Annotated in this window: 11 protein-coding genes; 5 read left to right on the forward strand and 6 right to left on the reverse strand. The window is 64.2% G+C overall.

The features are described 5' to 3' along the window. Nucleotides 1-33: 33 nt before the first annotated feature. Together KVX96_RS05545 and KVX96_RS05550 are read right to left on the reverse strand one after the other, a co-directional pair. Entirely contained in the window at nucleotides 34-1,218 is a 1,185-nt protein-coding gene (locus KVX96_RS05545) for an MFS transporter (RefSeq protein ID WP_261193315.1), read from the reverse strand. A 58-nt stretch (nucleotides 1,219-1,276) separates the two neighbouring features. Beyond that, entirely contained in the window at nucleotides 1,277-4,186 is a 2,910-nt protein-coding gene (locus tag KVX96_RS05550) for a valine--tRNA ligase (protein ID WP_261193317.1), read from the reverse strand. 175 nt (nucleotides 4,187-4,361) lie between these two features. Between KVX96_RS05550 and KVX96_RS05555 the strand changes: the two genes are divergently transcribed. The 3 genes from KVX96_RS05555 (at nucleotide 4,362) to KVX96_RS05565 (ending at nucleotide 9,483) form a co-directional block, all read left to right on the forward strand. Continuing rightward, on the forward strand, nucleotides 4,362-6,005 hold the full coding sequence (locus tag KVX96_RS05555) for a hypothetical protein (RefSeq protein WP_261193318.1): 1,644 nt from the start codon (nucleotides 4,362-4,364) through the stop codon (nucleotides 6,003-6,005). A gap of 90 nt (nucleotides 6,006-6,095) precedes the next feature. Next, on the forward strand, nucleotides 6,096-8,399 hold the full coding sequence (locus KVX96_RS05560) for a xanthine dehydrogenase family protein molybdopterin-binding subunit (RefSeq protein WP_261193320.1): 2,304 nt from the start codon (nucleotides 6,096-6,098) through the stop codon (nucleotides 8,397-8,399). Beyond that, nucleotides 8,386-9,483: a DUF2235 domain-containing protein gene (locus tag KVX96_RS05565; RefSeq protein ID WP_409977083.1), complete on the forward strand. Its 1,098-nt coding sequence runs from the start codon at nucleotides 8,386-8,388 to the stop codon at nucleotides 9,481-9,483. The genes KVX96_RS05560 and KVX96_RS05565 overlap by 14 nt, the downstream gene beginning before the upstream one ends. Here KVX96_RS05565 and KVX96_RS05570 read toward each other — a convergent pair. Both KVX96_RS05570 and metF read right to left on the reverse strand, forming a co-directional pair. Next, nucleotides 9,439-9,939: a PaaI family thioesterase gene (locus KVX96_RS05570; protein WP_261193321.1), complete on the reverse strand. Its 501-nt coding sequence runs from the start codon at nucleotides 9,937-9,939 to the stop codon at nucleotides 9,439-9,441. The genes KVX96_RS05565 and KVX96_RS05570 overlap by 45 nt on opposite strands. 64 nt (nucleotides 9,940-10,003) lie before the next feature. Continuing rightward, complete coding sequence (gene metF, locus KVX96_RS05575; RefSeq protein ID WP_261193323.1) at nucleotides 10,004-10,870, reverse strand: methylenetetrahydrofolate reductase [NAD(P)H]; 867 nt, start codon at nucleotides 10,868-10,870, stop codon at nucleotides 10,004-10,006. A 97-nt stretch (nucleotides 10,871-10,967) separates the two neighbouring features. Between metF and KVX96_RS05580 the strand changes: the two genes are divergently transcribed. Beyond that, entirely contained in the window at nucleotides 10,968-11,873 is a 906-nt protein-coding gene (locus KVX96_RS05580; protein WP_261193324.1) for a LysR family transcriptional regulator, read from the forward strand. A gap of 105 nt (nucleotides 11,874-11,978) precedes the next feature. Further along, nucleotides 11,979-12,767: an inositol monophosphatase family protein gene (locus tag KVX96_RS05585; RefSeq protein ID WP_261193325.1), complete on the forward strand. Its 789-nt coding sequence runs from the start codon at nucleotides 11,979-11,981 to the stop codon at nucleotides 12,765-12,767. Nucleotides 12,768-12,769: 2 nt separating this feature from the next. Here KVX96_RS05585 and KVX96_RS05590 read toward each other — a convergent pair whose 3' ends face one another. Beyond that, entirely contained in the window at nucleotides 12,770-13,132 is a 363-nt protein-coding gene (locus KVX96_RS05590; protein WP_261193326.1) for a GFA family protein, read from the reverse strand. After that, entirely contained in the window at nucleotides 13,129-13,875 is a 747-nt protein-coding gene (locus KVX96_RS05595; RefSeq protein WP_261195388.1) for a rhomboid family intramembrane serine protease, read from the reverse strand. Before KVX96_RS05595 ends, KVX96_RS05590 begins: the two co-directional genes overlap by 4 nt. Between the last annotated feature and the right edge of the window lie 32 nt (nucleotides 13,876-13,907).

Consider the following 13,907-nt stretch of genomic DNA (forward strand, 5'->3'; position numbering starts at 1 on the left):
CCGCCGCCCGGCGCAAGCGGGAAAACGCGGTGATCAGGCTTTGCGCGGGCGCAGGCCCAGATAGGCCACGAGCGCCAGCGCCCCGGCCAGCAGCATTGTCAGGCTGATCGCCCGGTGGCTGCCATCATAGAGCAGCGTCGCCACCAGCGCGCCGCCCGCGCCAAGGCTCATCTGCACCGTGCCCAGAAGCGAGGAGGCAAAGCCCGGCATGTCGCCCGCCGGCTCAAGAGCGGAGGAAATCGACAGCGGGAAGACCATACCGAAGGCGTAGACGTAGAAGCAGACGATGAACCAGAAGAGCGGCAGCGGCGGGGTGAAAAGCGCGGTGACACCATTGGCCAGAGCCGCCACAGCCAGCACTTTGACAGCGAGTTTCAAGCCTTCGGGCAGGCTGCGGGCTTTCAAATATCTGTTCACGGTGACCGCCCCGAGCAGGTTTGACAGCGCCGCAATTGCAAAAATCGAACCAAAGGCCGCCGGGGAGACGCCATAGGCCTCTTCCGTGATCACAGCGCCCATCGACAGGATCGAGGCATAGCCCGCGAAGGTGAAACCGCCGAGCAGCAGGGGCTGCTGGAAGGCGCGGAGCGAGAGCAGATGCTTGCCCGCGCTGCCCACGAAGGAGAGCGAGAAGCGCTCGGGCCGCCGCTCACCCGTCTCCTGCAGCGCCCAAAGACTGTAGGCGAGGAAGGCAAGCCCCATGAGGCCCAGCCCGATGAACATGGCGGGCCAGTCAAAGAGCACCAACAGGCCCGAGCCGAGGATCGGCGCGATCATCGTGCCGGCGGTGAGAATTGCGGCAAGTATGCTCATCAGCTGCCCCGCTGCGCTGCCCTTGGCCACATCGCGCACCATGGCGCGCGCGATCACCGGCGTGCCGCCCATCAGCCCTTGCAGCACGCGCAGCGCGATGAGCGTGTTGAAGTCCGGCGCATAGGCGCAGGCGAAGCTGGCGGCCGAGAAGCCGACGAGTGAGAAGATCAGCGCCCGGCGGCGGCCGAAGGCGTCGGAGAACAGGCCCCAGAACAGCTGGCCCACCGCATAGGCGAGGAAATAGGCCCCCACCAGCAACGCGCCCAACTGCTCCTCCACGCCGAAATCGCGCGCGATCACGCCCGTGGCGGGGAGGATGATGTCCGTCGAGACAGCGGTGAGCGCGGTGATGCCGCCCAGAAACAGCAGGGCATCGAAACGGCTGAAGGCGTGTTTGGCGGCCATGGGGCAAATCCTTGCGGCGGAACGAAAAAGGGCGCCCCGCGGGGCGCCCGATCAGGCCTTAGCCGATTTCAGCGAGCCGCGCCAGCGCTGCGCGGAGCTTGGCTTCCTCGCCTTCCTTTTCCGCCAGCAGCGCGCGGTTTTCCTCAACCACTTCCTCCGGGGCCGAGGCCACGAATTTCGGGTTGTTGAGCCGCCCACGCAGGCCGCCCATATCCTTGGCGAGCTTGCCCAGCGTCTTTTCGAGCCGCGCCTTTTCTTCGGCCACGTCGATGATGTCGGCCAGCGGCAGGCAGAAGGTGCCGCCCGCAACGGCGATCGTCACCGCGCCCTTGGGGGCCTCGGTGGCTTCGCTGAGCGCTTCGATGCGGCCCAGCTTCAGGATCAGCGCCGCGTTGCGTTCCCATGCGCCCTTGCCGGCTTCGTCCAGCTCCAGCTGCACCATCGGGATCTTCGCGCCCGCAGGCACATGCATCTCGGCGCGGGTGGAGCGGATGCTCTCGATCAGGCCCACGACCCAGTTCATCTCGCGGTCGGCTTCGGCATCCACCAGTTCGGCACCGTAAGTGGGCCAATCGGCGTGCACCAGCAGGCTCGCGCGCTCCTGCGAGATCGCGCCCCAGAGCTCTTCGGTGATGAAGGGCATGATCGGGTGCAGCAGGATGAGGCACTGGTCGATCACCCAGGCCATGGTGGCGCGGGTCTCGGCAACGACGGCGGCATCCTCGCTGTTCAGGAGCGGCTTGGCAAATTCGACGTACCAGTCGCAGACGACGTTCCAAACGTAGGCATAAAGCCCAGTGGCGGCATCGTTGAAACGGTAGCCCGCGAGCGCCTCATCGGTGGCGATGCGCGCTTTGGCGGTTTCGCCGATGATCCACTTGTTCACTGTCTGCTGCACGCTTGCAGGATCAAACGCCGCGCTCGGCACGCATTCGTTCATCTCGGCAAAGCGCGCGGCGTTCCAGAGCTTAGTGCCGAAGTTGCGATAGCCCGCGATGCGCTGCGTATCGAGCTTCAGCGCGCCGCCCATGGAGGCCATGGCCGCATTGGTAAAGCGCAGCGCGTCCGCACCGAATTCCTCGATCAGCTCCAGCGGGTCGATCACGTTGCCGGTGGATTTGGACATCTTCTTGCCCTTGGCATCGCGCACGAGGCCGTGGAGGTAGACATCGTGGAACGGGATCTGATCGACCACGGCAAGCTGCATCATCATCATCCGGGCGACCCAGAAGAAGAGGATGTCCTGCCCCGTCACCAGCACCGAGGTGGGGAAATATTTCGCCAGCGCATCCGTCTGCTCGGGCCAGCCGAGCGTGCCGATGGGCCAGAGACCGGAAGAGAACCATGTGTCCAGCACGTCGGGGTCGCGGGTCAGCGCGACGCCTGCGCCGGCCTGCGCCTGTGCTTCGGCCTCGGTGGCGGCGCAATACTGGTTGCCCTCGGCGTCAAACCACACCGGAATCTGGTGCCCCCACCAGAGCTGGCGAGAGATGCACCAGGGTTCGATGTTTTCCAGCCAGTGGTAATAGGTCTTCTCGCCGCTTTCGGGCATGATCCGCACGGTGCCGTCCTTCACCGCGTCCAGCGCCGGGCCGACGATCTTGTCGGTGTCCACGAACCACTGGTCGGTGAGCATCGGCTCGATCACGACCTTGGAGCGATCCCCGAAGGGCTGCATGATCGGCTTGTTTTCGACCATCGGCACGGTCTCGGTGATCTCAGAGGCGTTGCCCTCCTCATCTTTCACCGTTTTCGTTTCCGTGACCATCACGGCAAGTCCTTCGGAGGTGATCTGTTCGACCACCTTCTTACGCGCCTCGAAACGGTCCAGGCCGCGCAGATCATCCGGCACGAGGTTGATCGCGTCGACCTCGTTCTCGGTGAATTCCGCGCCTTTGGCGTGGGCCTGCGCCTTGGCGGCTTCCTCGGCGTATGGCGCGCCATCGGCACGCATCGCGCCCTTGGTGTCCATCAGGCGATACATCGGGATGCCGCCGCGTTTGGCGACCTGATAGTCGTTGAAATCATGGGCGCCGGTGATTTTCACCGCGCCGGAGCCGAAATCGGGATCCGGATATTCATCGGTGATGATCGGGATCAGGCGGCGGTGCTCTTTCGGGCCCACCGGGATCTCACAGAGCTTGCCGACGATGGGCGCGTAGCGCTCATCATCCGGGTGTACGGCCACTGCACCATCACCCAGCATTGTTTCGGGGCGGGTGGTGGCGATGGAGATGTAATCGCGCTCTTCTTCCAGCACGACATTGCCGTCTTCATCCTTCTCGACATAGGTATAGGTCACCCCGTCGGCGAGCGGATATTTGAAGTGCCACATGTGGCCGGCGACCTCGATGTTCTCCACTTCAAGGTCGGAAATCGCGGTTTCGAAATGGGGATCCCAGTTCACCAGCCGCTTGCCGCGATAAATCAGCCTCTTGTTGTACATCTCAACAAAGACCTTGATCACCGCATCATGGAAGTTGCCCCCGGCCTCATCGGCAGGCGCACCCGGCGCGCCGGACATGGTAAAGGCGGTGCGATCCCAATCGCAGGAGGCCCCGAGCCGCTTGAGCTGGTTGATGATGGTGCCGCCGGACTGGTCTTTCCATTCCCAGACCTTCTCAAGGAAGGCCTCGCGCCCCAGTTCGGCGCGGGAGGGCTGCTGATGTTTGGCCAGTTCGCGCTCCACCACCATCTGCGTGGCGATGCCCGCGTGATCGGTGCCGGGCTGCCAGAGCGTGTCGTAGCCCTGCATTCGTTTCCAGCGGATCAGGATGTCCTGCAGGGTGTTGTTGAAGGCATGGCCCATGTGCAGCACGCCGGTGACGTTGGGCGGCGGGATCATGATCGAGAAGGCGGGCTGGCCCGGCTTGGCGTTCGCGCCAGCGGCAAAGGCTTTCGCCTCTTCCCAAGTTTCATAGATCCGGGCCTCGGCGGCGCCGGCGTCGAAGGTTTTTTCCATGGCCATTTCGGGTGGTCCCACGTGTTTTTTTTCGCGTCACGCGTTCTCTAGCGAAAGCGTGCTGCGAGGGAAAGGGGCAGGCGGAAGCAGGGGGCATTCGGGGGGTGTTTTGCTAGAATCGCCTTATGCGTGTATTATGCCGTTAATATTCAACAAAAACGAATTTCTGGGAGGGAAGATCATGAGACAAAAAGGATGGGCCCTTGCGCTCCTGTTTGGCCAGGTTGTGGCCATGTCCGGCGCGGTTTTTGCGCAGGACGGCCCCAACGGGCTGCAGAAGCTGATGTTGTATCGCAGTTTCGTGCAGGACGATCCGGCCTGCGCGGTCAGTGTCGAGAACGGTGCGCCCGTCTTCGCAGCGCCACAGGCCGGTTCTGCTGCCGCCACCTGCCCGGATGCCTTTGCCTGGGTGCAACTGGCCGAAGCGATCACGCAATCTTTCTGGAACTGGGGCACCGACCAGACAGTCTGGCCCGCCACGCCCTGGCCGATGTGCAGCGCGCAGGTGAGCAGCAACTGCTGTGATCCGAATGCGGCGATCGATCCGGCCAGCCAGCCTACAAATTGCCCGGTGTTCCGGGCGGATTACGATCCGATCAGCCCACTTCCGGCAACGCCCAGCGGCACGCCGTCGGGCAACGTGATCAACCACGCAGGCCTAAACATCGCCGATACGATCGATCCGGGCCGCCTGCTGCGGGATCTGGAACTGGAGCTTGTGTTCCGCAACAAGCCGATGGTGGATTACATCTACCGAAACGACATGTACTCCCGCGAAGGCATGGCCGCGCGCAATGTGGCGCAGAACGCCGCCATCAACGCAGGGGACATCGGCAAGGCGCACAGCCTTGAGGTGCGATTCCCTGTCGAGGCGTCCATGGTGAAGGTCGATTTCCTGCATCAGGACATTCTGCTGTCACAAGGATTGATCTCAACGACTGACAGCGCCGGTAACCCGCTCGACCCTCCGAACAACCCGGAGTATCCGATGATCACCGTCTACGTTGAAGGTACAGGCGCCGAAGGCGAAGTGCCGGGATATTATTACCTGATGGCGATGACGAATGCCTCCAAGGCGCTGCCGATCTGGCATTGGTACGCGGTGGAGCATGTCGCCAACCCCGGGCGCTGCGATTACATCGGCTGCAACGACAGCTTCGGCTACGCCACTCCCGGCGCGGCGCAGGATGGCGCAAGCTTCGGCTCCACGTACATCCCGCCGATGATCACCCTGAATGATGATCAGGCAGAGCCCGGCCCCGGTGAGGCCAACCCCAACAGCCCGCTTTTCGTGACGGGCGAGTTCTACGACCCGGTACAAACGGGCGAGGCGATCACCCCGGCTCTGCAATCCTTGTTTGCGGGCATGGGCATCGCCACGGCGGCAAGCGATCCCGATCCAACGGTGATTTCTGCGGATGACCCGGCCTGGGTGAACTACCGTCTGAAAGGCACCCAAACGACCTTCAACACCAACGCCGGCGTGCCGACAGGGCAGGGCGCGACGATCACCGAAGGCGGCTTCGTCAACTCCGCCTCCTGCACAACCTGCCATTCGCAGGCCTCCGTCAGCGCGACAGCCGGAATCGGAATGCAGGGGGTTGGCGGCAGCTGGCGGCCCAATCTCTTGGGCTACACCCAGATCCAGATGGGCGCGCCCGACATGGACTGGTTCTATGCCAATTCGCGTGCCGTTGTGACGGCCACGCAGATGGATTTCGTCTGGGGGATCCTGAACGCCAACTGCCAGGTGCCCAAACAGGGTGCACCGCATGGCACCTGTGAAACGATCCCGGACGCGCCGGTGATCGTGCCGCCGCAGTAGCACGGGCCCTTCTCGCGTGCTTCCAGTCTGGACACCCTGACGTGCGGGGTTACAGTTCGGCGAAACGGATGACACGCGAGGAGAGACCCGATGGAGAAGTTCGGTAAGAGCCAACCCGTGAAACGGGTGGAGGATGTGCGTTTTCTCAACGGCACCGGCCGCTATGTGGACGATCTGGCCCCGAAGGGCGCCCTGCACGCCTTTTTCCTGCGCTCGCCTGTCGCCCATGCGGAGATCACGCGCCTTGATCTGGAGGATGCGCGTTCCGCGCCCGGCGTGCATCTTGTGGTGAGCGCGCAGGATCTGCTGGACGCGGGCGTCAAGCTCGGCATGGACGGTCATCTCGTGCGCAATCTCGATGGCAGCAAGGGCGCGGACCCGGAGCGGCCGATTCTTGCCAAGGGGCGCGTGCGCTTCGTGGGCGAAGCCATCGCGGCGGTGATCGCCGAAACGCCTGAGGCCGCCAAGGATGCGGCCGAGCTGATCGGCTATGACTTCGACGAGCTGGACGTGCACATCGATCCCGTCCCCGGTGGTGCGCAGATCCACCCGGAAGCGCCTGAAAACATTGCCTTTGACTGGGGCATGGGCGATGCCGAGCGCACCAAGGCCGCGCTTTCGGGCGCCGCGCATCACCTGACCTACGAGATCGGCGACAACCGCATCATCGCCAACGCGATGGAGCCGCGCGCTTGCTATGCGGAGTTCGACGGCACCCGCCTGCATCTCTGCGTGAACGGGCAGGGTGTCTGGGGGCCGAAGAAGGATCTGGCCGCACATTTGGGGATGGATGCGGTAGATATCCGCGTCACCAACCCGGATGTGGGCGGCGGCTTCGGCATGAAGGCCTTCATGTACCCGGAGTATTTCGTCACCGCCCATGCGGCGCGGGCGCTGGGCAAACCGGTCCGCTGGAGTTCGGAGCGCACCGAGGCGATGCTGTCGGACAACGCGGGCCGCGATCTTGTCACCACCTGCGAGCTGGGCTTTGACGCGGATCACAAGCTTCTGGCCTATCGCGTCACCACCGCTTGCAACATGGGGGCCTACAACTCCGGCTTCGCGCAGGCGATCCAAACGGAGCTTTTCGCCAAGGTGCTGATGGGCACCTATGACGTGCAAGACACCTACCTCGGCGTGAAGGGCATCTACACCAACACCACGCAGGTGGACGCCTATCGCGGTGCGGGGCGGCCCGAGGCGATCTATGCGCTGGAGCGGGCGATGGATTACGCCGCGGCCGATCTGGGCGTGGATGCCTGGGAGCTGCGGCGGCGGAATTTCATCAAGCCCACGGCCTTCCCCTACACAAGCTCCACCGGCGAGATCTACGACGTGGGTGATTTCGACCGCGTGCTGGATCGGGTGGCGGCGGAATGCGATCTGGCCGGCTTCGCCTCCCGCCGCGCCGCGAGCGAGGCGGCGGGCAAGCTGCGCGGCATCGGGCTCTGTTACTACATCGAATCCATCCTCGGCGATCCGCAGGAAACCGCGCGCGTGGATTTCGAGGAGGACGGCACGGCGACGATCTACGTCGGCACGCAGTCCAACGGGCAGGGCCATGAAACCGCCTTCACCCGCTTCCTGTCTGATCACACCGGCATCCCGCCGGAGAAGATCAATTTCGTGCAGGGCGACAGTGACCGCATCCAGAAAGGCGGCGGCACCGGGGGCTCGCGCTCGGGCACCACGCAGGCCACGGCCACGCTGGGCACGGTGAGCAAGATGATCGCGGCGTTCACGCCCTTCCTCGCCGAGGCTTTCGACGTGGCCACGGACGCGATCTCCTTTGACGACGAGAAGTTCCGCGCGACAGGCACCAACCAGACCTGCACCATGCTGGAAGCCGCCGAGATGGCGCGCACGGCAGGGCGCAGCGATCTGCTGAGCCATTCCGCCACCACCGAACTGCCGGGCCGCTCCTTCCCCAACGGGGCCCATGTGGCCGAAGTGGAGGTGGATCCCGCAACCGGCTTCACGCAGGTGCTGCGCTACACGGTGACGGATGATTTCGGCAACCTGCTGAACCCGATGATCGTGGAAGGGCAGGTCCATGGCGGCGTGGCGCAGGGGCTGGGGCAGGCGCTCACCGAACATGTCGTTTACGATGAGACAGGCCAGTTGCTCACGGCAACGTTCATGGACTACGGCATGCCCCGTGCGCAGGATATGCCCATGGTCGCCTTCACCACCGAGGGCGTGCCTTCCACCGCAAACGTGCTGGGCATGAAGGGCTGTGGCGAGGCCGGAACGGTGGGCTCCATGGCGGCTGTTTCGAACGCGGTGATGGATGCGCTGCGCGAGGCCGGGGTGCGGCGGGCAGACATGCCCTTCACCCCGCACCGCGTCTGGCAAATGCTGAACGAGGAGAAAGGGCAGATTGCGGCTGAATGATCGCCTCCGGCGCTGGCTTGGGCTGTCGCCGCCTGTCAGACAGGCCCCGCTGCGCCGGGTGCGGGGGCCGGTTGACCATGTGATCATCATCGATGGCACGATGTCCTCGCTGAAGCCGGGATGCGAAACCAACGCGGGCCTGCTTTACAAGCTGCTCGCCTCCCTGCCGCCCGATCCGGGGCTTTCGCTCTATTATGACACCGGCATCCAATGGGTGAACTGGCGCACCACGGGCGATGTGATCCAAGGTAAGGGCACCAACCGCAAGATCCGGCAGGCTTACGGGTTTCTCGCCTCGCGTTACCGGCCCGGTGACCGCATCTTCCTGCTGGGCTATTCGCGCGGCGCTTTCGCGGTGCGCTCTCTGGCCGGGATCATCGACCGGATCGGCCTGCTGACACCACAACAGGCCACGGTGCGCCAGATCCGGCAGGCCTACCGACACTACGAGCGCGCCCCGGACTCTGACGCCGCACAGATCTTCGCCCGGCTTTATTGCCACGAGGCCTGCCAGATCGAGATGGTCGGCGTCTGGGATACGGTGAAGGCGCTGGGCCTGCGGGTGCCGCTGTTGTGGCGGCTCACCGAGCAGCAGCACGCTTTCCACAACCACAAGCTGGGCGCGAGCATCCGCCATGGCTATCAGGCGCTGGCGATGGATGAAACGCGCGAGGCCTTCGCTCCGGTGCTCTGGGATTGTCCGCCGGGCTTCAAGGGCGATGTGCAGCAGGTCTGGTTTCGCGGGGCCCATGGCGATGTGGGCGGGCAGTTGGGCGGCTATGACGCCGCGCGCCCGCTCGCCAATATCCCGCTTGTCTGGATGCTGGAGCGGCTTGAGGGCCATGGCGTTGCGCTGCCTGCAGATTGGCGCGCGCGCTTTCCCTGCGATCCAGCTGCGCCTTCGGTGGGGATGAACCGGGGCTGGGGCAAGATGTTCCTCGCCCGCCGCCGCCGCACCATCGGGCAGGATGTGTCGGAAAGCATCCACCCCACGGCCGAAGCCCATGTGCCCAAAGCGAAAGCGAAAATCGTGCTGGCGCTACCCGGCGGGGCGGGGGCCGTTCAGCACGATGCAGGTGGTTGAGGCCGTGGCGTAGAGTTTGCCATCCGCCACGCCCCGGATCTCGCCCGAGGCCACGCCGGTTGAGCGGCCCGCGTGCTGGCAGAGGCCGATGGCGTCCACCTCAATCCCCAGTGGAATGCTCTTGATGATGTTCACCTTCAGCTCAAGCGTCGTGTAGCCTGCGCCCTTTGGCAGGCGGCTTTGCACCGCGCAGGCGACGCAGCTGTCGAGGATCGTGGCATACCAGCCGCCATGGGTCGTGCCGAGCGGGTTGAAGGCATCGAACGTCGGCGCGCCGCGAAAGGTGACGCGGCCCTCTTCCACCGCGTGCAGCCGGTAGTTCAGCGTTTTGGAGATCGGCGGGGCGGGGTAGCGCCCCTCCAGAATGCCGCGCAGAAAATCGACGCCCGGCATCGAGAGCATCTCGGCCGGGGTCAGCAAATCATCAGGTGATGTGGCGTAGTAAAGATCGGGCATGGCTCCTCCTGCCTGCCCGACCCTAGGCGACTAGACCGATCGGTTCAATCGCTCCCGTGGCGGCTTACGCCACTTTCTCAAGCGAAGCCTGCGGCGTGACACCAAGGGCATGGCAGACGTCGCGCGTCAGGTGGGGGCGGTTGAGCGTGTAGAACTGCAGGTGATCCACGCCGCCTTCGATCAGATCGGAGCACAGCTCGGTGCAGAGCGCGGTGGCCAGCAGATCCTCGCGGCCGTCGCGGATGGCCTTCTCGAAGGCCTCATCCAGCCACGCGGGCACGGAAGTGCCGCAGCGCAGGGCGAAGTTGCGCACGCCTTTCCAGCTGTGGATCGGCAGGATACCGGGGATGATCGGCGCATCGATCCCGGCCTTCTCGCAGGCATCGCGGAAGCGGAAGAAGGTCTCGGCCTCGAAGAAGAACTGTGTGATCGCGGAATGGGCACCGGCGTCGATCTTGCGCTTTAGCCATTCCACATTGGCCTGCACGCTCTCGGCCTCCGGGTGTTTCTCGGGGTAGGCACCCACGCGCAGCTTGAACTTGCCGGTCTCCGCCAGCGCCTCGATCAGCTCGCAGGCATGGGCAAAGCCCTCCGGGTGCGGCGTGAACTTGCCCTCGCCCTTCGGCGGATCGCCCCGCAGCGCGACGATCTCCGTCACGCCGGCCTCGGCATAGGCGTTCGCGATCTCCAGCGTTTCAGCGCGGGAGGCGTTCACGCAGGTCAGATGCGCGGCCACGTTGAGCCCGTAATGGGTGTGGATCGTCTGCACGGCGTCGTGGGTCAGATCGCGGGTGGTGCCGCCCGCGCCATAGGTCACCGACACGAAATCCGGCCCCAGCGGCGCCAGCATCTGCACGGTTTCCCACAGGCGGAACGACGCATCCAGCGTCTGCGGCGGGAAGAACTCGAAAGAGATGCGGGGCGATGTCATGGAATCGGATCCTTGTTTGCGTTGCCTGCCTTTTCGCATTTGGCTAACAATGAAACAAATTCATAATTCTCATCATCAATATGAGGAAGATTTGAAGATGCATCTGGAGTTCCGGCATCTGCGCTCGATCAAGGCCATTCACGATGCAGGCGGTCTGGCCCGGGCGGCGGATCTTCTGCACATCACCCAATCGGCGCTCTCCCACCAGATCAAGGGGCTGGAGGATCAGGCCGGGGTCGAGCTTTTCGTGCGCCGTTCCAAGCCCTTGCGGCTCTCGGCGGCCGGCATGAAACTGCTGCGCCTTGCCGAGAAGATCCTGCCGGAGGTCGAGGCGCTGGAGCAGGATTTCGCAGGGCTGCAATCGGGCCGCTCGGGCCGCCTGCACATCGCCATCGAATGTCACGCCTGTTTCGAATGGCTCTTTCCGGTGTTGGAAGAATTCCGCAAGGCCTGGCCTGACGTGGATGTGGACATCCGCCCCGGCCTCGCGTTTGACGCGCTGCCTGCGCTGCAGAAAGAGGATGTGGATCTTGTCGTCTCCTCTGACCCTGAGAATCTCGACGGCGTGGAGTTCTCGCCGCTTTTCGATTACGAGCCGGTGTTCGTGGCCTCCTCCCAGAACCCGCTGGCGCAGAAACCTTTCGTCGTGGCCGAGGATTTCCGCGAGGAAACACTCATCACCTACCCGGTGGACCGCTCCCGGCTCGATGTATTCACAGAGCTTCTGACGCCCGCGAAAGTGGAGCCCAAGGCCACGCGGCAAGCCGAGCTGACGGCGGTGATCCTGCTTTTGGTGGCTTCCAACCGCGGCGTCGCGGTGCTGCCCGATTGGGTGGTGCGCGAGGTGAAGTACAATTCCGATTACGTCACTCGGCCGATCACCGAAAAGGGGCTGACCAAGCGGCTTTACGCGGCGATCCGTTCCGACGATGCGCAGAAACCCTACATGAGCCACCTGATCCGGCTGGCCCGCACCGAACCCGTGAAACTGCAAAGGATGTGACGCTGCGGCAGGCGCAAGCCGGCCTTGCGCGCCACGCAGCCCGGAAGGCTTGGCAAAACCCCATCTTCCGCGTATACGCGCGGCCTGACAAAGGAGCGCCCCCCGATGCAAGGCAGTGCCAATCTCAACGTAATGATCAAAGCCGCCCGTAAGGCCGGCCGTTCGCTGGTGAAGGATTTCCGCGAGGTCGAGAACCTGCAGGTCTCCATGAAAGGGGCCGGGGATTTCGTCAGCCGCGCCGATCTGGCCGCCGAGGCGATCATCCGCGAAGAGCTGATGGAAGCACGCCCGAACTACGGCTGGGTGGGCGAAGAAAGCAAAGCCGTTGCGGGCGCGGATCCGACTCGCCGCTGGATCGTCGATCCGCTGGATGGCACCACGAACTTCCTGCACGGCCTGCCGCATTGGGCGGTGTCCATCGCGCTTGAACACAAGGGCGAGGTTGTCTCGGCGGTTGTTTTCGACGCCGCCAAGGACGAGCTTTACTTCGCCGAGAAAGGCGCGGGCGCCTGGATGAACGAAAGCCGCCTGCGCGTCTCGGGCCGCCGTTCGATGATCGAATGCGTTTTTGCCACGGGCCTGCCCTTCGGCACCCGCCCCGACCTGCCGGAAACGCTGCAGGATCTGGCCCGCCTGCTGCCCGCCTGCGCCGGTGTGCGCCGCTGGGGCGCTTCCGCGCTCGATCTCGCCTATGTGGCTGCGGGCCGCTACGACGGTTACTGGGAGCGCAGCCTGCACTCCTGGGATATCGCCGCCGGCCTTCTGCTGGTGAAAGAGGCCGGTGGCCTTGTCGAGCCGCTGCGTGAAGGCGGCAACGCCGTGGAAGACGGCGAGGTGATCTGCGGCAACGAGGCGATCTTCAACCAGTTCGCCAAGGTCATCCGCAACGCGTGATCCTACCGGTCGGCGGGGTGTTTCACCCCGTCCGCCCAGGGGATATCCCCCAGTTCCGAGGGGTTCACCCCCTCCAGCGCGCCCACGTTCACCCCGTATTCATTCGGGTTGGAGCGCCTTTGATGGTGCGTGTAGATCCCGCAGGTTTTGCAGAAATAATGCTTCGCGATGCCGGTGCCCCATTGGTAGAGGGTCAGGTGGTTTGCGCCTTTCACGATCTCGATGCCGTCCAGCGGCGCAGAGGCCGCGATCGCGCCCCGGCGGCGGCAAAACGAACAATCGCAGCGCCGCATGGTGTTGAGCCCGTCGCTCAAAGTCACGCGCAGTTCGACGGCCCCGCAGTGGCAGGTCAGTTTGTGGGTCATTTTCGTCTCCGGGTGTTCGGTATGCGAGAGGGGGACAGGCGATAGTGCGCCTCCGGGTGGGGCGGGTGGCCTTCGGTGCGCTGCCAAAAGGCTGGCCCGCCGCGTTTGAGCCAGGCGGGCAGGGTGGCAATCAACCCGATCACGAAGCCGCCGGTGTGGGCCCAATAGGCCACGCCGCCGCTGTCCGGATCTGCCCCGGCGCTGTTGAAAAGCTGCAGGGCAAGCCAGGCCCCGAGCACGATCCAGGCCGGGATCGGGATGATCTTGAAGATCACGATGAAGATGAACAGCACGTCCACCTTCGCTTTCGGAAACAGCAGAAAGTAGCCGCCCATCACCCCGGCAATCGCGCCCGACGCGCCGACGGTCGGGATCCGCGAATAGGGCGCAGCGGCGAAATGCGCCAGTGCCGCCACCACGCCGCAGACCAGGTAGAACAGCAGGAAGCGGCCATGCCCGAATTCCTCTTCCATGTTGTCGCCGAACACCCAGAGAAACAGCATGTTCCCCGCCAGATGCATGACGCTGCCATGCAGGAACATCGAGGTGCCGATGGTGTGCAGATCCACGCCGGCGGCAATCTCAACAGGGCGCATGGCCCAACGGTCATAGAAGGCGGCGGTGGCAAACGGATCGCCCAGAAGGCCCCAGTAGCCGAGGAATATCAGCACGTTGCTCGCGATCAGCACCAGCGTGACATAGGGTGTTTTTTGAGAGGGGTTGTGATCGCGAATGGGAAACATGGCGCGACGCTGCAGCAGCAGCATGGCGGCGT

Origin of the sequence: Pseudoruegeria sp. SHC-113 (assembly GCF_025376885.1) — a bacterium.
Classification (GTDB): domain Bacteria; phylum Pseudomonadota; class Alphaproteobacteria; order Rhodobacterales; family Rhodobacteraceae; genus Pseudoruegeria.